Source organism: Bhargavaea cecembensis DSE10, from assembly GCF_000348905.1.
In the GTDB taxonomy this organism is placed as follows: Bacteria; Bacillota; Bacilli; order Bacillales_A; family Planococcaceae; genus Bhargavaea; species Bhargavaea cecembensis.
This window is the reverse complement of sequence record NZ_AOFT01000015.1, coordinates 41993-62292: the sequence shown is the minus strand read 5'-3', so window position 1 is coordinate 62292 and position 20300 is coordinate 41993. Positions and strand designations below refer to the sequence as shown.

21 protein-coding genes are annotated in these 20300 nt (G+C 56.5%); 6 read left to right on the top strand and 15 right to left on the bottom strand.

Annotated features, from left to right (window positions below; all coding sequences use genetic code 11):
• Window positions 1-226 precede the first annotated feature (226 nt).
• From nikC to mutY, 9 genes are all read right to left on the bottom strand, one after another.
• Complete coding sequence (gene nikC / locus C772_RS12815; RefSeq protein ID WP_008300582.1) at window positions 227-1117, bottom strand: nickel transporter permease; 891 nt, start codon at window positions 1115-1117, stop codon at window positions 227-229.
• Window positions 1118-1134: 17 nt separating this feature from the next.
• Window positions 1135-2139 carry an ABC transporter permease gene (locus C772_RS12810; RefSeq protein WP_008300580.1) on the bottom strand — a complete coding sequence of 335 codons (1005 nt, stop codon included), beginning with the start codon at window positions 2137-2139 and terminating at the stop codon, window positions 1135-1137.
• Window positions 2140-2214: 75 nt separating this feature from the next.
• Window positions 2215-3831, bottom strand: a complete 1617-nt coding sequence (locus C772_RS12805; protein ID WP_008300579.1) for an ABC transporter substrate-binding protein — start codon at window positions 3829-3831, stop codon at window positions 2215-2217.
• Complete coding sequence (locus C772_RS12800; RefSeq protein WP_008300578.1) at window positions 3828-4847, bottom strand: ABC transporter ATP-binding protein; 1020 nt, start codon at window positions 4845-4847, stop codon at window positions 3828-3830. The genes C772_RS12805 and C772_RS12800 overlap by 4 nt, the downstream gene beginning before the upstream one ends.
• Window positions 4822-5838, bottom strand: coding sequence for an ABC transporter ATP-binding protein (locus tag C772_RS12795; protein WP_008300577.1), 1017 nt, complete (start codon window positions 5836-5838; stop codon window positions 4822-4824). The genes C772_RS12800 and C772_RS12795 overlap by 26 nt, the downstream gene beginning before the upstream one ends.
• Before the next feature lie 216 nt (window positions 5839-6054).
• Complete coding sequence (locus tag C772_RS12790) at window positions 6055-7812, bottom strand: ABC transporter ATP-binding protein (RefSeq protein ID WP_035002399.1); 1758 nt, start codon at window positions 7810-7812, stop codon at window positions 6055-6057.
• 59 nt (window positions 7813-7871) lie between these two features.
• Entirely contained in the window at window positions 7872-8417 is a 546-nt protein-coding gene (ntdP, locus tag C772_RS12785) for a nucleoside tri-diphosphate phosphatase (protein WP_008300575.1), read from the bottom strand.
• 136 nt (window positions 8418-8553) lie between these two features.
• The gene (locus C772_RS16990) at window positions 8554-8808 is read right to left on the bottom strand and encodes a gamma-type small acid-soluble spore protein (protein WP_008300574.1); all 255 of its coding nucleotides are present in this window, start codon (window positions 8806-8808) and stop codon (window positions 8554-8556) included.
• A 215-nt stretch (window positions 8809-9023) separates the two neighbouring features.
• Window positions 9024-10076 carry an A/G-specific adenine glycosylase gene (mutY, locus tag C772_RS12775; RefSeq protein ID WP_008300573.1) on the bottom strand — a complete coding sequence of 351 codons (1053 nt, stop codon included), beginning with the start codon at window positions 10074-10076 and terminating at the stop codon, window positions 9024-9026.
• A 113-nt stretch (window positions 10077-10189) separates the two neighbouring features.
• On the opposite strand from mutY, the gene C772_RS12770 reads away from it, so the two are divergent.
• Window positions 10190-11176, top strand: a complete 987-nt coding sequence (locus tag C772_RS12770) for a metal-dependent hydrolase (protein ID WP_008300571.1) — start codon at window positions 10190-10192, stop codon at window positions 11174-11176.
• Window positions 11177-11432: 256 nt separating this feature from the next.
• On the opposite strand, the gene C772_RS12765 is transcribed toward C772_RS12770, so the two are convergent.
• The 3 genes from C772_RS12765 to recX are packed head-to-tail and all read right to left on the bottom strand — an operon-like array spanning window position 11433 to window position 12848.
• Window positions 11433-11702: a YfhJ family protein gene (locus tag C772_RS12765; protein WP_008300569.1), complete on the bottom strand. Its 270-nt coding sequence runs from the start codon at window positions 11700-11702 to the stop codon at window positions 11433-11435.
• Window positions 11703-11707: 5 nt separating this feature from the next.
• Window positions 11708-12037 carry a YfhH family protein gene (locus C772_RS12760; RefSeq protein ID WP_008300567.1) on the bottom strand — a complete coding sequence of 110 codons (330 nt, stop codon included), beginning with the start codon at window positions 12035-12037 and terminating at the stop codon, window positions 11708-11710.
• Entirely contained in the window at window positions 12030-12848 is an 819-nt protein-coding gene (gene recX / locus C772_RS12755) for a recombination regulator RecX (protein ID WP_008300565.1), read from the bottom strand. Before recX ends, C772_RS12760 begins: the two co-directional genes overlap by 8 nt.
• Before the next feature lie 111 nt (window positions 12849-12959).
• Here recX and C772_RS12750 point away from each other — a divergent pair, with 111 nt between their 5' ends.
• Window positions 12960-13856, top strand: a complete 897-nt coding sequence (locus C772_RS12750) for a TIGR01777 family oxidoreductase (RefSeq protein WP_008300564.1) — start codon at window positions 12960-12962, stop codon at window positions 13854-13856.
• A gap of 49 nt (window positions 13857-13905) precedes the next feature.
• Window positions 13906-14700: a polysaccharide deacetylase family protein gene (locus tag C772_RS12745; protein WP_008300563.1), complete on the top strand. Its 795-nt coding sequence runs from the start codon at window positions 13906-13908 to the stop codon at window positions 14698-14700.
• 72 nt (window positions 14701-14772) lie between these two features.
• On the opposite strand, the gene C772_RS12740 is transcribed toward C772_RS12745, so the two are convergent.
• On the bottom strand, window positions 14773-15963 hold the full coding sequence (locus C772_RS12740) for an MFS transporter (RefSeq protein ID WP_051059452.1): 1191 nt from the start codon (window positions 15961-15963) through the stop codon (window positions 14773-14775).
• Between the two features lie 59 nt (window positions 15964-16022).
• Between C772_RS12740 and C772_RS12735 the strand changes: the two genes are divergently transcribed.
• Both C772_RS12735 and C772_RS12730 read left to right on the top strand, forming a co-directional pair.
• Window positions 16023-16409 (top strand): OsmC family protein, encoded by a 387-nt coding sequence (locus C772_RS12735; protein WP_008300561.1) that lies wholly within the window; start codon window positions 16023-16025, stop codon window positions 16407-16409.
• Between the two features lie 403 nt (window positions 16410-16812).
• A complete protein-coding gene (locus C772_RS12730) occupies window positions 16813-16992 on the top strand; it encodes an SE1561 family protein (RefSeq protein ID WP_008300560.1) in 180 nt (59 codons plus the stop codon).
• 70 nt (window positions 16993-17062) lie between these two features.
• Here the strand turns inward: C772_RS12730 and C772_RS12725 are convergent, their stop codons facing one another.
• Together C772_RS12725 and C772_RS12720 are read right to left on the bottom strand one after the other, a co-directional pair.
• The gene (locus tag C772_RS12725; protein WP_008300559.1) at window positions 17063-18040 is read right to left on the bottom strand and encodes a YihY/virulence factor BrkB family protein; all 978 of its coding nucleotides are present in this window, start codon (window positions 18038-18040) and stop codon (window positions 17063-17065) included.
• A 25-nt stretch (window positions 18041-18065) separates the two neighbouring features.
• Window positions 18066-18611 (bottom strand): hypothetical protein, encoded by a 546-nt coding sequence (locus tag C772_RS12720; RefSeq protein WP_008300558.1) that lies wholly within the window; start codon window positions 18609-18611, stop codon window positions 18066-18068.
• A 236-nt stretch (window positions 18612-18847) separates the two neighbouring features.
• On the opposite strand from C772_RS12720, the gene C772_RS12715 reads away from it, so the two are divergent.
• Window positions 18848-20233 (top strand): alanine/glycine:cation symporter family protein, encoded by a 1386-nt coding sequence (locus C772_RS12715; protein ID WP_008300556.1) that lies wholly within the window; start codon window positions 18848-18850, stop codon window positions 20231-20233.
• The last annotated feature ends 67 nt before the right edge of the window (window positions 20234-20300 follow it).

Here is a 20300-nt window from a genome sequence, read left to right as displayed (position 1 = left end):
GAGCATCCGATGCTCCGGGCTTTTTCAGTCTTGATCCGATTCGGTCCGTACTCCGATTCCCTAACCCATAGTACGATTTTAGACGTCATGCTCCGATTTCAGCCGCGATAATCCGAAACTGCGAATTTAACTACGATTTCAGTTGCCATAGTATGATTTTCATCAAACCGGATTGTGCAGTAATGAGCTGCGCCCGCTGATCATTAACAGCGGGCGCAACACTGATTCAGCTTTTCATTTTCGGGTCCAGTGCGTCCCGGAGGCCGTCCCCCATCAGGTTGAATCCGAGGACGGTCAGCATGATGGCGAGTCCCGGAAAGATCATCGTCCACGGGGCGTCGCGGAGGTAGTTGCGGGCATCCGACAGCATTTTGCCCCACTCCGGCGCGGGTGCCTGGGCACCGAGGCCGAGGAACCCGAGCGCCGCCGCCTCGAGGATGGCCGTTGCCACCGCAAGGGTCCCCTGCACGATAACCGGTGCCATCGAATTCGGCAGAATGTGCGAAAACAGGATCCTGGAATCCTTCATGCCGATCCCCTTCGCCGCCGTGATGTATTCATCCTGCTTGATGCTCAGCACCCTGGAGCGGATGAGCCGCCCGAAGTTCGGGATGTTGATGACGGCGATTGCAATGAGCGCGTTCTGGAGCGACGGTCCGAGAACGGAAACGATTGCAATCGCAAGCAGGATCGACGGGAACGCAAGCATGATGTCGAACAGGCGGGAAATGATCGTATCGACCCACCGCCCGTAATAGCCCGCTATGATTCCGAGCAGGCTGCCGACAATCACGGATCCGATGACCGAGAAGAATCCGACCCAGAGCGAAATCCTCGCCCCGTGAATGACGCGGGACAGGATGTCACGGCCGAAGTCGTCGGTGCCGAACCAATGCTCGGCACTTGGCGCCATCAGGCGTTTGGACATGTCCTGCTCATTGATGCCTTCGGGCGCGATCAGCGGCCCTGCAAAGGCGAGCAAAACAAACATCAGGACGATCGCCGCGCCGAAGAGGGCGGCCTTGCTTTTCCTGAAACCGTTCCAGGCTTCCCTCCAGGGGCCGGCCGTTTTCTCTTCCGGCGACTCGGGAACCGGCTGTGTGATTGCTTCAGACATGGCGCATCCCCCTTTCCTCAGTCATACTTGATGCGCGGGTCGACGACACTGTAGAGGATGTCGACGAGCAGGTTGATCATGACAAAGATGAACGCGACGACGAGGATGCCGGACTGGATCACCGGGTAGTCCCTGAAGCCGATCGCGTCATAGATATAGCGGCCGATCCCCGGCCATCCGAAGATCGTCTCGGTCAGGATCGCCCCGCCGAGCAGGATCCCCATCTGCAGGCCGATGACCGTCAGCACCGGGATGATGGCGTTCTTGAGTGCATGCTTGTACACGACGAGCGACATCCGCTGCCCCTTCGAGCGTGCCGTCCGGACAAAGTCCGAGCGCATGACTTCAAGCATGCTTGAGCGTGTCATCCGCGCGATGATCGCCATCGGGATGGTCGCAAGTGCGATTCCCGGCAGAATCAGGTGCCTGATCACTTCGCCCAGCTGGTCAAAGCGCCCCTGGATGATCGTATCGATCACATACAGCCCGGTGATCGCGGTGACGGGATTCCGCACTTCCTCGCGTCCTGTCGTCGGCAGCATGTTCAGCTCGATGCCGAAAATCCACTGTTCCATGAGGCCAAGCCAGAAGATCGGCATCGATACCCCGATCAGGGCAATCACCATCGCTGCGTAATCGAACCACGAGTTCTGGAACCAGGCGGAGATGATGCCCGCATTGACCCCGACGATGACCGCGATGATCATGGCGAACACCGCAAGCTCGATGGTCGCCGCCAAGTACGGCCAGATCTCCTGCGCAACAGGCGACCGGGTCCTTAGCGACTCGCCCAGATCCCCCGTCAGGATGCCGGCGAGAAATTCAAAATACTGGGTATACCACGGCTGGTCAAGGCCGAGCTTGGCTTCAAGCGAGGCGACCGCTTCAGGCGATGCCTGCTGGCCGAGGATGACCTGCGCCGGATTGCCCGGAATTGCCCGGATGATCATGAAGACGATGAATGTCATGCCGAGAAGCACCGGGATCAGCTGCAGCAGCCGCTTTCCGATGTATTGGAGCATGGTTACCACTCCCTGAGTTCAGATTCTATGAATGGGAAAGGGGAAGAGGCGGTTACGCCCTTCCCCATCCTGCCATCAGTTGAAGTCGACGTTGCTCAAGATGTCCGAACCCGTCGGATGCGCCTTGAAGCCGGTGATGTCCGCCGAACCTGCGAGGAGCGGTGTCGAGTGCGCGAGCGGCACCCACGGCGCGTCCTCATGGATGATTTCCTGCGCCTTGGCATACAGCTCGTTCCGCGTGTCCTCGTCCACTTCGGTCTGCGCCTCGATCAGGATGTCGTGAAGCTCGGCATTGTCGTAGTACGTATAGTTGTTGCTGCCGATGTTGTCCCCGTCAAGAAGGGCGTAGATGAAGTTATCCGCATCGCCGTTGTCCCCTGTCCAGCCGAGAAGGAATGCGTCCGCTTCCCCTTTGCTCGCCTTTTCAAGGTACGTGGCCCACTCATAGGAGACGATTTCCGCTGTCACGCCGATGTCGGCAAGGTTCTTCTGGATGACTTCCGCCACTTTCGCGCCGTCCGGCATGTACGGACGAGGTACCGGCATTGCCCACAGCTCCATCTCGAAGCCATCCGGGTAGCCTGCCTCCGCAAGAAGTTCTTTTGCTTTCTCAGGGTCATACTCGTAGCCCTCGATGCTGTCGTTATACGCAGGGATCGACGGCGGGATCGGGTTTTTCGCAGGCTCTGCCGCTCCCTCGAAGAATGCATCGATGATCGCCTGCCTGTCGATCGCATGGTTGAATGCCTGGCGGACAAGCTTGTCGCCGAACGGCTCGCGCGTCACCGTCATGCCGAGGTATCCGATGTTGAGCGACGGGCGCTCGAACAGCTGCAGGTTGTCATCATCGCTGATGGTCGCCTGGTCGGATGGATTGATGCCGTCAGCAAGGTCGATGTCACCCGTGATAAGTGCGTTCAGCCGTGCACCGTTGTCCGGAATGGAACGGAAGACGACACGGTCCAGTTTCGGAAGGCCTTCCTTCCAGTATTCTTCGTTTTTCTCGATCGTGATCGAATCATTGCGTTTCCACTCGACAAACTTGAACGGTCCGGTGCCGACCGGATTTTCACCGAATCCTTCAGCGTCCGCCTCGAATGCCTCCGGGCTGCCGATGCCGAACATCGTCATCGCGAGGTTTTTCAGGAACGGAGCCTGCGGGCGCTTCAGCGTGAAGACGACCGTATGGTCTCCCTCTGCAGTCACCGCTTCGATGACATGGCCCTCATCCCCCTTGAAGCCGCCGAACATCGACTGGTAGTAAGGGAAGGTGTCGGCATCCCCGTTCGCCCAGCGTTCGAAGTTCTTCACGACCGCTTCCGCATTGAAGTCGGTGCCGTCGTGGAATTTGACGCCTTCCTCAAGCTGGAGTGTATAGGTCAGGCCATCCTCCGACGCCTCCCATTCTTTAGCAAGGCCCGGCTGGAGCGTCGTGTCCTGCTCGCCGAAATTGATCAGTGTCTCAAAGATGTTGGCTGCGACTTTCATCGATTCGCCGTCCGTCACACGGGACGGATCGAGCGAGACGGAGTCACCGCCGCGTCCGAAGACGAGTGTCTTGCTTCCCCCACTGCTCTCGCCTGCACTTTCCCCTTCCGTCCCGGCTTCCTCGCCGTTGCCTGATTGGCAGGCCGCGAGGACCATGGAGACGATCAGCAGGACGGCAAGCGTCCAGAATTTCCCCTTTTTCACAATGACCCCTCCGTCACTAGTGTTTTATTATCATCGCCGCGTGCTTCCTCCGTATAGAGATGACACGCGACAGAATGACCGGTTTCCTGTTCCGCCAGCGACGGAACGTTTGACTTGCAGACATCCATCCTGAACGGGCAGCGCGAATGGAACGGGCAGCCCGGAGGCGGGTCGGCCGGGCTCGGAATATCGCCCTCAAGGACGATCTGCTCCCTGACGAAGCCCGGATCCGGCACGGGCACCGCGGAAAGCAGTGCCTGTGTATATGGATGGAGCGGCATCCCGTAGAGCCGGTCGCTTTCCGCAATCTCGACGATGCGGCCCAGATACATGACCGCCACCCGGTCGCTGATGTGCCGGACGACACTGAGGTCATGCGAAATGAAGATATACGTCAGCCCGAACTCCCGCTGCAGATCCTGCATCAGGTTCAGCACCTGGGACTGGATCGAAACGTCGAGCGCCGATACCGGCTCATCCGCAATGATCAGCTTCGGGTTCGTCATGAGCGCCCTCGCGATGCCGATCCGCTGGCGCTGGCCCCCGCTGAACTGGTGCGGGTACCGGGTGGCATGATAGCCGCTCAGCCCGACAATCTCGAGAAACTCCCGCACCTTCCGTTTCCGTTCTTTCGGATCCTTCACCCCATGAACGAGCAGCGGCTCCTCGAGAATTTTTCCGATCGTATGCCGGGGGTTCAGTGATGCGTAAGGATCCTGGAAGACCATCTGGATATCCCTGCGCATCTTCCTCATCTCATCGCCGCCAAGGGCGGTCAGCTCCCTGCCGTCGAAGATGACTTTTCCTTCGGTCGGCTCCAGAAGCCGCATCAGAAGCCGGCCCGTCGTCGACTTTCCGCAGCCGGACTCGCCGACGATGCCGAGTGTCTCGCCCGTCATCACATCGAAGCTGACGCCGTCGACCGCCTTGACATGCCCTTTCACACGGCCGAGCGCGCCTTTTTTGACGGGGAAGTGCTTTTTCAGCCCTTCAACCTTCAGCAAGGGCTCCTTCATATGCGGCCGCCTCCTTTCTTTCTCTCAGGAAGCAGCGGGCACGGTGGCCGTCTCCCGTATCGTAAAGGTCGGGATCTTCCTCTGTGCACCGCCCGAACGCATACGGGCAGCGCGCCGCGAAACGGCAACCCGTTTTGATCGACCCGGGCCGCGGGACATTGCCCGGGATCGGGTCGAGCCGCTCCTGCTTGAACCGCATGTCCGGCACTGATTTCAGCAGCCCCTCGGTGTACGGGTGCTGGGGATTCCTGAAAATTTCCCCGACCGGACCTTCTTCGACCACCTTGCCGGCATACATGACGATGACCCTGCTGCATGTTTCCGCGACGACTCCGAGGTCATGCGTAATAAGAAGAACCGCCGTATCCAGCCGTTCGTTCAGGTCTTTCATGAGCTTGAGGATCTGCGCCTGGATCGTCACGTCCAGTGCAGTCGTCGGCTCATCGGCGATCAGCACTTTCGGCTCACAGATCAGCGCCATCGCGATCATGACCCGCTGCCGCATTCCGCCCGACAGCTGATGCGGATATTCGTCCATGATTTCCCCGGCCCGAGGAAGGCCGACGAGCCGGAGCATGTCGACCGCCTTGCCCCGGGCTGCCTTCTTGCTGATTTTTCGATGGATGCGGAGCGGCTCGATCATCTGATCCCCGATCGTGAACAGCGGGTTCAGCGACGTCATCGGCTCCTGAAAAATCATCGCGATTTCATTCCCCCGGACTTTGCGCATTTTCCGCTCATTGAGTTTCAGAAGATCCGTTCCCCCGTACAGAATCTCCCCTCCGGTCACTTTGCCGGGCGGATTGGGGACAAGCCCCATGACGGAAAGCGATGTGACACTCTTTCCGCAGCCGGATTCCCCCACGATTCCGAGCACCTCGCCGCGGTACAGATCAAAATCCACTCCGTCCACCGCCGGCACGACGCCCCCGTCCGTGAAGAATGACGTACGCAGCCCGCTCACCTCGAGCACTTTCTGTCGGCTGTCCATGCCGTCTCCCCCTTTGTCTCTATGCAGGTTTTCCCTGCTCATAAAGTGCATGCGCTTTCATTTTTCTGACGATTCTGCGTTCTCTTATTATACAAATCCTTACCAGAGATTCAAGACTTTCTTTGGAAGTCATACCTCTTACATGGTGAAAAAGTCCCGAAATGGCAAAAATCCCGCTTCTCGTATGAGAAACGGGATAGATTTTATTTTGGCAGTTTACTTTTCCGGTGTGCCGAGTTCCTGGACCTGGAACAGGTCGTGGTAGATGCCGCCCCGCTTCAGCAGTTCGGCATGGGTGCCGCTTTCCTTGAGTTCACCGTGGTCGATGACAAAGATGTTGTCTGCATGGGTGATCGTGGAGAGGCGGTGGGCCACGATGATGGTGGTCCGGTCATGGGCGAGCCGTTCCAGCGAGTCCTGGATCAGTGCTTCGCTTTCCAAGTCAAGCGCCGAAGTCGCTTCGTCCAGAATCAGGATCGGCGGATTCTTGAGGAATACGCGGGCGATCGCGATCCGCTGCTTTTGCCCGCCGGAAAGCTTGACGCCGCGCTCACCGACTTCCGTGTCGTAACCTTCCGGGAGGCCCATGATGAAGGCGTGCGCGTTCGCGGCTTTCGCGGCCGCAATCACTTCTTCTTCAGTGGCATCGGGCTTGCCCATCAGGATATTCGATTTGACCGACGCGCTGAACAGCAGGTTGTCCTGCAGGACGATGCCGATATTCTTCCGGAGGGAACGGACCGTCACATCGCGGATATCATAGCCGTCGATCCGGACCGCCCCGCCGGTCACATCATAGAACCGCGGGATCAGGCTGATGATCGTCGACTTACCTCCCCCGCTCATGCCGACGAACGCAATCGTTTCTCCCGGGCGGACAGTGAGGTTGATGCCCCTCAGCACATCTCCCGCTTCCTCCTCATACCGGAAGCGGACATGGTCGAACTCCACTTTGCCCTTGGCTTCCGGCATGACGGATGCGCCCGGTCTGTCGGTAATGTCATATCCTTCATCCATCAGCTCGAACACGCGATCCATCGAGGCAATCGACTGGGTGAGCGTCGTGGACGAGTTGACAAGCCGTCGGAGCGGATTATACAGGCGGTCGATGTAGGCGATAAACGCGACCATCGTCCCGATCGACAGGTCGCCGCCGATCACATGCCAGCCCGCATAGGCGATGACCAGAAGCGGCGCGACATCGGTAATCGTGTTGACGACGGCGAATGCCTTTGCATTCCACTTTGTATGGTCGATCGCGGCATCGAGGAATTCTCCGTTCGTTTCATCGAACAGCCCCTTTTCCCGCTTTTCGAGCGCAAAGCTCTTGATGACGCTCATTCCGGACACCCGCTCATGCAGGTAGCTCTGGACGTTTGCCAGCGCCTGGGAACGTGCACGGGTCAGTTCGCGCAGCCGGCCGAAGAAATGCTTGACGCTCCACGCGTAGAACGGGAAGGCAAGCAGCGTCACGAGAGTCAGCTTCACGTCCATCGTCAGCATGATTCCGACCGCGATCAGGATCGTGGCCAGATCGAGCCAGACGTTCATAAGGCCGATCATGACAAAGTTTTTTGTCTGCTCGACATCATTGATGACCCGGGAGATGACCTCGCCCGCCCTTGTATTGGAATAATACCTGAGGCTCAGTTTCTGAAGATGTTCGTAGATCTGGCTGCGGATATCGAAGAGAATCTTGTTCGACGTGTACTGGGCGTAATACTGCCGGAAATACTCGACCGGCGGACGGACGAGGAAGAACAGCAGCATCGTGCCGCCCAGCCACCAGATAAGCTGTTCCCGCTTTTCCGCCGCGCTCAGCGTGTCCACGATGATGATGTTATCAATGACGATCTTGATGAGATAAGGGATGAAAAGCGGGATTGCAAACTTCAGAATCCCGATGAGTAGCGTGAGGATAATCATCCAGGTGTACGGTTTGACGAACGCCATGTACCGTTTCATGCTGCCGATGCTGCATCATCCTTTCAATAAAGACAACGGAACAGCCCGCCCGGATATGGGGCAGGCTGTCATTTCCGTGTCTGGAACTGTTTCTGGAATTCGTAACGGGATGTCCAGACGTCAATGAAGTCCGGTGCGAATGGGCCGCGCCGCTGCTTGATCCATCCGATCAGTTTATCGACGTTGCGCTTCAGGATTTTGTCGATGACGTCGGGATACCTCATCTCCGCCTTGTGGTCTTCATACTCATCCTCATCCAGAATGTTGTACGACATGTCCGGGAATACCTTCACATCCAGATCATAGTCGATGTACTTGACCGTGTTGTTGTCGAAGACGAATGGAGAGCTCATGTTGCAGTAGTAATAGACGCCGTCGTCCCTCAGCATGCAGATGATATTGAACCAGTGCTGCGCGTGGAAATAGACGATTGAGGGTTCCCTTGTCAGCCATGTGCGGCCGTCGGATTCAATGACCAGCGTGCGCTCGTTTGCTCCGATCACTACATTGCGAGTTCCTTTCAGCACCGTCGTTTCCTGCCAGACCCGATGGATTTTCCCATCATGCTTGTAGCTGTGAATCTGGACTGTTTCCCCTTCTTTCGGGTTTGCCATAATCAACCCACCTTTGTCTGACGGCTGTTCGGAATGATTTTGTATCTTTCCATTATAGCAATGAACCCCTGAAAGCGAAATCAAAAAGAGCCGGCAGGGCTTTTGCCCCGCCGGCCGGTGGTTTCCATCCATTCCGTTATTTGTTGAAACGGTTGTTCGCGCGACCAGAGTTCTGTTGCTTTTTGGCTTCAGACTGCTGGTTTTGGCGACGGACCTGCTGCACGTCCGTTTCAGAGCCGAACTCTTCGTTGCGGATCTGTTTACGGACTTGCTGGATGTCCGTTTCAGTGCCGAATTCTTCGCGCTGAGGCTGCTGCTGGTTGTTGCGCTGGTTGTTGCGTTGGTTGCGCTCATCCTGCTGGTTACGCTGCCTGTCGTTGTTCTTCGTCATGGATTTCTCACCTCCGTGCTCATTAAGATGGCTCGCAGGCAAGTGAAATATTCAATTGGATTATTTTTCATTTTTTAAGGGGTGATCCTCCGGCTGCTTCGCGGCCTTCTTCCGGGAAACGCACCCATCATCCGGCCAACGTGCAACACACAATCACTGCCGGAAAGTACACCAACGATTCACGAAAGTACACCATCTCCCGATGAATGTACACATCACAACCCGAGCGCGGCCCGGACCTTTTTCGTCGGATTGGGTAAAGTAAGCATGTCGAATTCTTCCGGCCGGAACCAGCCGCTCCGGTCCGCAGGTGTTCCCCGGTCCGGCACGGATGCGGCGTATGCCGTGACTTCCCAGATCCGGTGGGTGAACACGTGCCGGAATCGGACCGCTTCCTCAATCGGGCCGACTGTCAGGCGATGGCGCCCGGAAATGATGCGGACAGCTTCTTCCGGGTCGGCGGTTTCCGCCGTCGGAAACTGCCACATGCCGGCGAGAAGCCCTTCCTCTGGCCGCTGCTCCATCAGCCAGCGGCCTTCCGGGTCCCGGAGGGCTATAACAGTCTGAGGGAAAGACTGCTGTTTTTTCTTTTTTGATTTGACGGGAAGCTCTTCTTCCCTTCCTTCGTGGTAAGCGCCGCAAAAATCCCTTACCGGGCAGAGCAGGCACTTGGGCCGCCTCGGTGTGCAGATGACGGCGCCGAGTTCCATCATTCCCTGGTTGAACGAGGACGGATCTTCCCTGTCGATCAGCTCCATGACAGCTTCCTCGAACAGGCGGCGGGTCTTCGGCTTGGCGATGTCTTCTTCGATCAGCAGGATGCGCGACAAAACACGCATGACGTTTCCGTCGACCGCCGGTGCCGGAATGCCATAGGCGATGCTCATGACTGCCCCTTCTGTATAGGGTCCGACTCCTTTCAGCTTACCGAACTTTTCCGGGTCGGCCGGCACCTCGCCGTATGTCTCATAGGCCTCCCTGACGGATGACTGCAGATTGCGGGCCCTCGAGTAATAGCCGAGCCCTTCCCACATTTTCATCAGTTCCTCTTCCGGTGCATAAGCAAGTTCTTTCATATCTGAAAAGCGCTCGGTGAACCGGGCATAATAAGGAATGACCGTGTCGACACGGGTCTGCTGCAGCATCACTTCCGAAATCCAGATATGATACGGGTTCCGGGTGTGCCGCCACGGCAGGTCCCGCTTTTCCTCGCGGTACCAGCCCGTCAGCGCTTCCCGGAATTCTTGTTTCCAATCTGACGTTTTCACGTATTGCCTCCTAATCGTGGTATGCTACGATTACGCTCAAACATTCACGGGTATATTAGTGTGTAGATTCCGGACGCCGAAAAGGCGCCCAGGCAGAAAGGGGGAAGCCGCAGATGGACACGGGAACCCATATTGTCATGGGGCTTGCGCTTTGCGGTCTTGCACAGGCCGACCCTCTTGTGGCGGAGCACGCCCCGACGGCGACCGCCGTCTATGCGGGGCTCATGCTCGGCTCCCAGGCACCGGATGTGGACACCGTCCTGAAGCTCAGGAACAATGCGGTCTATATCCGGAACCATCGGGGATTCACCCACGGGATTCCGATGGTCCTCGCCTGGCCGTTCATCATCTCGCTCCCCCTCGCGCTGATCCTGCCGGAAGCGAATTTTCTCCATCTCTGGCTGTGGACACAGCTTGCGGTCTTTCTCCATGTGTTTGTGGATATTTTCAACTCTTACGGGACGCAGGCTCTCCGGCCGTTTTCCCAACAGTGGGTGGCACTCGGTGTCATCAACACCTTTGACCCGATCATCTTCTTTGCACATATCGTGGCGCTGGCCGCCTGGTTTTTCGGGGCGGACCCGGTTTTGACGATGCTGATCCTGTACGCGCTGCTGACGCTGTACTATGTAGTCAGGTTTTCCGTCCAGGCAGCTGTCCGCCACGCCGTCCGAAATACGATACCTGATGCGGGCGACATCATCATCGCCCCGACGATGCGGTTTTACCAGTGGCGCATCGCGGCATGCTCCGACACCCACCATTATGTGGGCCGGGCATATGGCCGCTCCATCACCATTCTCGACAGATTCCCGCGGCGGCCGATCCCTGACAACGAACTTGTCAGAACCGCTTTTGAAGACCCGAATTTCCGGGCGTTCATCGCATTCTCCCCGATCTACCGCTGGGAGATCACCGACCTCGGGACGGTCTGCGAAGTGCGGCTGATCGACCTCCGCTACCGCAGCAAGGAATATTATCCGTTTGTCGCCGTCGCCCATATCGATGAGGAGATGGAGATCCGCAATTCTTTCACCGGCTGGATCTTCAGCGAGGATAAATTAAGGAAAAAGCTCAGCTTCGCACACGAAGAGGGCTGAAAACAAAAGCGCAAGCGCCCGTTCAGCAACGTACAAACTGGAACCCTTCGAAATGAGATAAAGGAAACACGGTGAGGAACGAGCCGATGTTGACTTATCGCAGTGGAGAAGGGTGAAGTTTGCCAGTTGCTGGGCGCTGGAGCTGGATGTGGCCATCAAGTGAATAATATGATCCACAGAGTAAAGTTTTAGAATTCTCTAACCTACAAGGGAAACCGCCGGGCCGGGATGGCCTGGCGGTTTTATCGTGCGGATTCTAGTGCAGCATCCCGTCTTCCCCGAGCAGTTCCCTGATCCTCGGGTTCGATGCGACAAATTCGTCGAGACGGCTCCCGTAGGCATCGATCCAGCGCAGGATCATCTGGGAAACCTGTTCCTCTTCCATCATCCCGTAGCCGGCCTTGGCATAGGAGGATTCGATGTCTGATGCCATGAGTTCGATCCAGGTCCTCGCCTTGTGGGCCGACAGCTGGTCGTTGCCCTCCATCAGGCGGGCCGCCAGGCGTTCGATCAGATCCGGTGACATCCGGTTCACTTCCCTTTCTTGAGGTTCTGGAGCATCGAGATCGGCAACGCTTCCGTATGCAGCTCACCGCCGAGCCGGTGGCCCCAGGCAAAACGCCCCTTCAGGTAATCCACCTGGAAGAAGTTCCCTTCATCACCCAGGATCCGGTACACTTCCCCCGGGACAAACTCATCAGGATCCATCATGTAAGCCTGTGCCATCAGTGCCTTCCGTTCGTATACCGCAAATTCATTGATGATGCCGAGCTGTTCGGCCTTGCGGGCCTTTTCCTTCAGGCGGGCGATTTCCTGCCTGAGTTCGTGCTCGGTCATTTCGCTGTAGTTTTTCTCATTCATCTTCCGTTTCTTCCTCCTTCGCCTCGATGAACCGGCTGATCCGCTCCGGCGGGATGCCTTTCTGGTACATCGCCTGCTGCACGCGGCGCCGGAGCTCGTTGCCGCTGTGCTTTCTGCTGTATGTCCGCCAGGCTTTTTCGCCCGTCTTCTCCGTGAGCTCGTCCCATTCATCTTCCCCGGGCTCAAGCTCGGATCCGATCCGCTCGATGGCCGAGCTGATGATATCGTAGGAATAGCCTTTGCGCATCAGTGAGTCCTGGATTTTCTGGCGGATCTGCTGCGGTGTCTTCCCGGATGAGCGTGCGGCGATCTTAGCCGCCAGCTCGATCGCCAGCTCCCGCTGCTCCTCCTCGGGAAACGCTTCAAGAGCTTCTTCCTGAAGATCCTTGCTGATCCCTTTCCGGGCCAGTTCCTGTTTGATCGCTCCCGGGCCTTTTTTGGCGGTCCGTTTGCGGGTCTCGAGTAGCGCCTTTGAAAACGAGTCGTCATCCAGGAACTTCTGCTCCTTCAGCTTGCTGATCGCCTCCAGCGCCACCGCCTCGCCGAACCCTGACGCCATCAGCTTCTCTTTTACCTCATGCTCGCTGCGCATCCGGAATCCGAGAAAGTGCAGCGCCTTATTATAAGCTTTGCGGATCTCATCCCCGAAGATGATCTCATCGATCTCCCAGTCGTCGAGCACCTTCCCTTTCATGAGGCCGAACTGGATCAGAACCTGCTCATCGGCACTGAATGCGTATTTTCCGTCGAGAAAGATATTATATCGTTCCGCATTGTTTTTCTGCGTTGAAATCTTGGTGATTTCGGGCATTTCCGTACCCCCAATCTATCCTTCCCATTATACCTGTTCGGAGAGATTCCTTCATCCATGCGGCACGAAAGCAAAAACGGGTATACTGGTTGAAAATGGAGGGATGCGGATATGAGAGTCGCCATCGCGGGCGGGACGGGATTCCTTGGTTCAGTCCTGGCCGGGCTGCTGGAAGACAACGGTCACGAAGTGCTGATCCTGACAAGGCGCCCTGCAGCAGGAAATTCCCGCCTGATCGGGTACCTCACGGACGGCGCCAGGCCGGAACAGGAACTCGGTCCGGTTGATGCATTGGTCAACCTGGCAGGCACCTCGATCAATTCCGGCAGATGGACAGAACGCAGGAAACAGGACATCCTCACGAGCCGGATCGCAGCAACTGACGAGGTGGTCAGGATCATCCGGTCGATGAAAAACAAGCCGGGTGTTCTCGTGAATGCAAGTGCAATCGGTCTTTATCCGACGTCCGAAACCGCCATCTACAATGAAGAAGGACCCGCCGGCAACGATTTTCTTGCTGACGTCGTAAAAACTTGGGAGCATCGGGCGGCGGAAGCCCGTAAAGATGGGGTCCGGACCGTGTTTATGCGGTTCGGCGTGATCCTGGGCAAAGATGAAGGTGCCCTGCCGCTGATCGCATTGCCGTACCGGCTCTTTGCCGGCGGGACGGTCGGTTCCGGACGCCAGTGGGTCAGCTGGATCCATGTTCTGGATGCCGCACGCGCCATCCTGTTTGCTATTGAAAACGAAGCGGTCTCAGGCGCTGTCAACGCCGTCGCGCCGAATCCGCTCCGGATGAAAGATTTCGGCCGGTCGGTCGGCCGCGTGCTCGGCAGGCCACACTTTTTGCCGGTCCCTGCATTCGCGTTGAAAGCGGCTCTCGGAGAAAAAAGCAAGCTCGTTTTGGAGGGCCAGCGCGTCGCCCCGTCAAAACTCGGCCGCCACGGTTTCCGCTTCCGGTTTCCCGACGCGGACGAAGCGCTTCGTGACATTCTGATCAGCGAATAATTCCTCGCCGGCTGCGCAACCTAACGAAAAACGAAAGGTTGCGTTTTTTATGATCAGAAACCATCTCGCCGGCATCGCGCTGGCGGCGGTCCTGATCGCCGCGGGGCTGGTGATGAGCCCGTTTGCTGCGGCGGCAGGCGAGTTCCACTGGGGCTTCAAAAAGGCGACCGGCGGGGTTCCGCCGGATGCGGGCGCGGAGATGAACGCCCTCCTTGAAGAGCATGGTGCCCTCTATAAAGGGTCGCCGGACAAAAAGGTCATTTATCTCACGTTCGACAACGGCTATGAGGCCGGTTACACCGAAGCGATCCTCGATACGCTCAAAAAAGAAAACATCTCTGCGACGTTCTTCCTTACCGGACACTATCTGGAAAGCGCCGGCGATCTCGTTAACCGGATGGTCAAGGACGGACACACGATCGGCAACCACTCATACGGACACCCGAACATGGCGAAAATGTCTCCCGCGGAGATGGAAGCCGAGTGGAAAAAATTTGACGACCGCCTGAGGGAAGTCGCCGGCGTGAAGCGGACGCACTACGCCCGGCCGCCTGAAGGCATTTTCAACGCTCAGGTTCTCAAGACCGGCAACAAGCTTGGCTATCGCCATATCTTCTGGTCGGTCGCGTTCGTCGACTGGCACCGTGACCGGAAGCTGGGCGGCCAGTATGCTTATAATGAGCTGATGAAGCAGCTTCATCCGGGTGCAGTGGTCCTCATGCATACCGTCTCCCCGGACAACTCCGACGGACTCCCTGACTTTATCCGTGACGCCAAAAAGCAGGGCTACACATTCGGAACGCTTGACGGGCTGGTGGAAGAGGCATTCATGCCGGATCTGTAAGTCAATAATAACGGCAAGGACTCCCGCGTCCTTGCCGTTTCTCATGTATGTATTTTGGATGCACGGATTTAATCAGTACGCCTTTATCGGTTTCGTCCTCCCGAACAGGAACACGGCAAAAAGCGCAGCGACGAACAGCGAGATAAAGGTCAGATAATCCGTGCCAGACTCGACGATGACACCGCCCAGGATCGGGCCTGTCAGGCTCCCGATGCTGAAGAAGATCCCGCACAGAAGATTGCCCATCGGAAGAAACGGCTTCGGTGTAAGGTCGGTCATGTAGGCGATCCCGAGCGTGAACGTGGAGCCGACGAGCATCCCGGCGATCATGACGGCAGCGAGCACACCCCATTCACTGCTGCCGGCCAGGCCGCCCCCTAAGAACGCGACGGTTCCGCCGATCAGCGCAAGAAGCAGCACATTTCGGCGGCCGATCCGGTCACTCAGCATGCCGAGGGGAATCTGGGACAGGATCGCCCCGACCGAGAAGGATGCGAGGATGACTGAAACCATGCCGACATCGATTCCCGTCCGGAGGGCATACACCGGGTAGATGGCATTCAGAGAAGACTCCAGGAAACCGTATCCGAATGGCGGGATGAACGCGACCCACGCATATTTCATCGTCGTGAGCACCCTTTTGTGGAACGGCATCGCCGCTTCCTTTTCCTGGACCGCTTCCGGCCGGTCGTTGTCCAGGAAAAAGACGAGCGACCAGGCCGCCATGCAGAGGGCGCCCGACACGATAAACGGCAGCCCTTCAAATATGCCGATCATCGGCACGAAAAGCGGGCCGACAGCGAAACCGGCACTGAACATGAGTCCGTAGACGGCGATGTTCCGCCCGAGCCTCGCCTGAGGGGATGTGCTTGTGATCCACGTTTGGGTGGCGAAGTGAAGGGCGTTGTCCCCCATTCCGATCAGCAGGCGGAGGATAAACCAGAAGGTCACGCTTTTATAGAGCGGAAACAGGAAAAGCGCCAGGAACACGGTCAGACCGCCCACGACGATGACCGGCTTGTAGCCGAACCGCCGGAGCGGTGCTTCCATGAACGGGGAAATGAGCAATGTCCCGATATAAAGGCCTGTCGCATTCAGTCCGTTCAACGTGGATGAGATTCCGTCCTGCTCGAAAATGACGGAAATCAGCGGCAGGAGCATGCCCTGCGAAAACCCTGATATGGATACGATAATGACGAGAATCCAGAATCTCGTCCTTTCCGAAAGCCGTGCAGCCACTGATGAAGCCTCCCGTGCCGGCATTCCATTCGAATCCGGCAGTTAAATCCTGTACAATTCTATCATACCAAGGAGGGATCCAGATGAAGTTTTCCATGACTGAACACGGCTTTGAAACTGCTACGCAGTTCGGCACACTGTCCATCTCGCCCAAGGATGAGCATGGCTTCCGCCCCTACCAGCTGCTCGTCTCATCGGTTGCGGTCTGCAGCGGAGGCGTAATGAGGAAAGTACTCCAAAAAATGCGCATGCCTGCGGAAGACATCCGGATTGAAGTGAAAGAAGTGCAACGGAACCCCGACATTGCTGACCGGGTCGAACGCATCCATCTCCACTTTACAATCAGGGGGGCTGAGATCGAGGAGTCCAAGATGCCCCGAGTCATGGAACTCACGGCCAAAAACTGCTCGATGGTCCAGTCCGTAAAAGACGCCATCGACATCCGGGAAACTTATGAAGTCATCAGCTGAACCCAATCAAAAAGCACATTAAGAAAGCCCAGTCCCTCCGGCGTTCCGGACGGCTGGGCTTCAGCTTCTATTGCACCTATTTAAATTGTCCATTTTTAATCGTATTCAAGGGACGCGTACGTCCGTGAAATGTCCGAATCCCCTCCTTCGCTTTCGTTCAGGATTTCAATTCCGACTTTTTCACCTTGGCCTCCCCTCTGTGTTTAAGTTAAGTTCATGTTAACACGTTATTAAACTTTTGTAAATATTCAATCATCATTTTTTAGAATTTTTTTCCGCCGGCATCGTTCCCCGGATTGCCGGGTAAAGACAGGTAAAGCACTATCCCCATGTGCATTTCTGCCGGGCATTGATTCCCGCACAGTTTCCCTTTAAAATCTACGTTAGGAATTGAGGTGTACTGATGGAACCGACTGAACACAAGCAGCAGGTGGACTTGCTGAAGGAACGGCTCAACGACTTTCTAGAGACGCTTGATGACCTGGAGCCGGAAACGGCTGACCTGGAGGAAATCGACCGGCTGATTTCGATGATCGACGAAATCGACGCCAAAGTGGCTCAGCTGAAAAATAGCGAAAACTGAACCGGCAATGGCTGCCGTGAGTTTTCGGACCTTAAGAATAACTGATTATAAAAAAGCGGCGTTGCCGGGGTCATACCCCGACAGCGCCGCTTTTGGCTTTTGCTTCATTTTCTTCCCGTCTTTCCTGCATGACAGCATTTACCTGTCCTCCGAGAATCAGGATGATCGACGAGAGATACATCCAGATCATGAGCACGATGATGCCCCCGATGCTGCCGTACGTGTTGGAATAATTCGCGAAGTTACTGACATAGAACGAGAATGCCAGTGAGGAAAGAATCCATCCGACTGTCGCGAACACCGCACCCGGCAGGGCATCCCTGATCCTGACTTTGGCCGCAGGCACCAGCCAATAAACCAGCGTGAACACCGCGAAGATCAGAAGCGGCGGAATGGTCCAGCGGATGCTGTTCCAGACCGTCAGGAACGCCTCATCCAATCCCATATAAGAGAAGATGGTCTTGCCGATCTGTTCCCCGAATACCGGGAGCACCAGGGCGACCGCGACCACTGCAATCAGCATGAGGGTGAACACGATCGACAGGACCCGCTTCTTGATGAATGACCGTCTCTCATGGGAAAAATACGATTGGTTAAGCGCCCGGGTCAGCGCATTCATTCCGTTGGACGCGGACCAGATCGTGCCGATGATACCGAGCGACAGCAGGCCGCCGCTGCGATTGTCCAGCACTTCGCCCAGCGTATTCTCGATAATGTTATAGACATTTGTCGGGGCATACTCTTTGATGAAGTCAAAAAGTGCCGAATGGTCGATGTTCAGGTAAGGCAAAAGCGTAAGCATAAAGATAAGGAGCGGAAACAGGGATAGAAGAAAGAAGTAGGCAAGCTGCGAGCCCAGCCCGACGACGTCCACCAGCTTGATCCGGGTGATGAGTTCCTTGAAGAAGCCCTGGCGTGTCGTCACATCGAAGCGCTCCAGGTCACCTTCCTTCACGTCCTCGACAAACCCCATCACTTTGTCTTTCAGGCTGTCGTCCCGGTTGTCCGGGTTTTCCGCACCCGTGTCCAACTTCTTTTCATCCGCCATCTGTCATCCGCCCCCTTCCCATGCATCAGTTTTTCATATTGTCTCTGGCTTCCCCGGCCACTTGACCTTCCCGGTATGCCTCTTCCGGCACGAATGTTCCTTTTGATGTGCTTCCGCCCATCGCGCCTCCGTCTACCTGGCCTTCCCGGTAAGCCTCTTCCGGTACGAATGTCTCGTCCGTACCCGGGTGGCCGCCCTTGATCGCTTCAGATGCCATCTGCTTGTAGTCGTCTTTTGCTTCCATGACCGCATCCTTCGAGTCGACGAACGCCGTCTTCGTATCCTCCACCAGCGTCTTGACCGTCGGCGTCAGTTGCTTCAGCTCGGACGCCTTCGACTGAAGATACTGCTTATCCGAGTCGAACTGCTCGTAGAGCGCCTTCAGTTTGTCTGATTTGTCCTGAATCTTCCAGCGGAGAACGTCCGGATTCTTCATATAGTACTTTGCATCCTCGCCGAGCCCTTTTGCACGGCGTGACATTTCGGAACGTGTCGTCCTGTCGAACATGCTGATGACCGCACCGGTAAGCGCACCGATGAGCACCATTTTGCCAAATTTGCTTCCTGCCATTGAAAATCCCTCCATAACTGTGGTTTAGACTATTTGCATACTCCATTATACCCTCACTTTTCCGGGCACAAACAAGGTCGCCAAAGCCCATTTTAAAATTGGGTCTTGACGGGAGAGCGGAACTTTCGGAATATTAGTACTAAGGTGATATAGAACAGTAGGTGATATAGAGCAGATTTCACAGGAAGGCAACATCTTATGGGGGAAACGACCACTAAGAAAAAGGGGGAACAAAAATGGAAGCTATCGAGAATTTCTTGGGATCGCTGAGCGGCATTGTGTGGGGGCCATGGCTGCTCGTCCTGCTTGTAGGAACCGGTATTTTCCTTACCTTCAGGCTTGCATTTATTCAAGTACGATTACTGCCCTATTCCCTGAAGCAGGTATTCTCACGCAAGCATGATAAAAAAGCGGAAGGCGATATTTCACAGTTCCAGGCACTGATGACCGCCATGGCGGCGACCGTCGGGGTCGGCAACATTGTGGGCGTCGCGACCGCCGTTGTCCTCGGCGGTCCGGGCGCAATCTTCTGGATGTGGCTGGCCGGATTCTTCGGAATGGCCACCAAATACGGCGAAGCGATCCTTGCCGTCAAATACCGTACAAAGGATGCCAACGGCCAAATGGCCGGCGGGCCGATGTACTATCTCGAACATGGCCTGAAAGCGCGCTGGCTTGGAGTCAGCTTCGCCCTGTTCGGCACGCTTGCCGCATTCGGCATCGGGAACGGGACCCAGTCGAAGGCAGTTGCAGATGCCATGAACATGAACTTCAACACGCCGTACTGGGTCACGGGCCTTGTCCTGATGGTCGTTGCAGGTGCCGTTATCCTCGGCGGGATCAAGTGGATCGGCCGGGTGGCCGCCTTCTTCGTCCCGATCATGGCTCTGTTCTACTTTATTGCCGGTGCCATTGTCATGATTACGAATTTCGATCTTGTTCCTGCTGCATTCGCCACGATCTTCTCGTATGCGTTCGGCATTGAGTCGTTCGCGGGCGGCGCGGTCGGTGCAGCCATCCGCTTCGGGATTGCCCGCGGTCTCTTTTCGAACGAGGCCGGTCTCGGTTCTGCGCCGATTGCAGCTGCAGCAGCCCGCACGGATTTGCCTGGGCGACAGGCGCTCGTCTCGATGACCCAGGTGCTGTTCGATACCTTGATCATCTGCTCGATTACCGGCGTTACCATCGTCATGTCCGGCGCGTGGCAAGAAGAAGGGGCCGAAGCAGGAACGCTCACAGCCATGGCGTTCGGTACCTTCTTCGGAGATGCAGGCCAGTATATTGTCGGGCTCGGCATCGTCTTCTTCGCCGCCTCCACGATTTTCGGATGGGCCTACTACGGAGAAAAGTGCTTCCAGTATCTTTTCCCGAATCCGAAACTGCTCAAATTCTACCGCCTGGTATTCGTGGTTGTCGTCTACTTCGGCGCCACTGCCACGCTTGATGTGGTCTGGCTCTTCTCCGATGTCATGAACGGGCTCATGGCCATCCCGAACCTGATCGGCCTTCTCGGCCTGTCCGGTGTCATCGTGGCAGAGACCAAGCGCTTCCAGAACAAAATCAAGGAAGAGAAAGCTGCGGAACTGGCTGCTGTTCCGGCCGTCAACTCTTCCGGCGAATAAATGCCACACCACACAGCCTCCGGGATGCCATGCTTCCCGGAGGCTGTTTGACTTTGCATTCTATTAG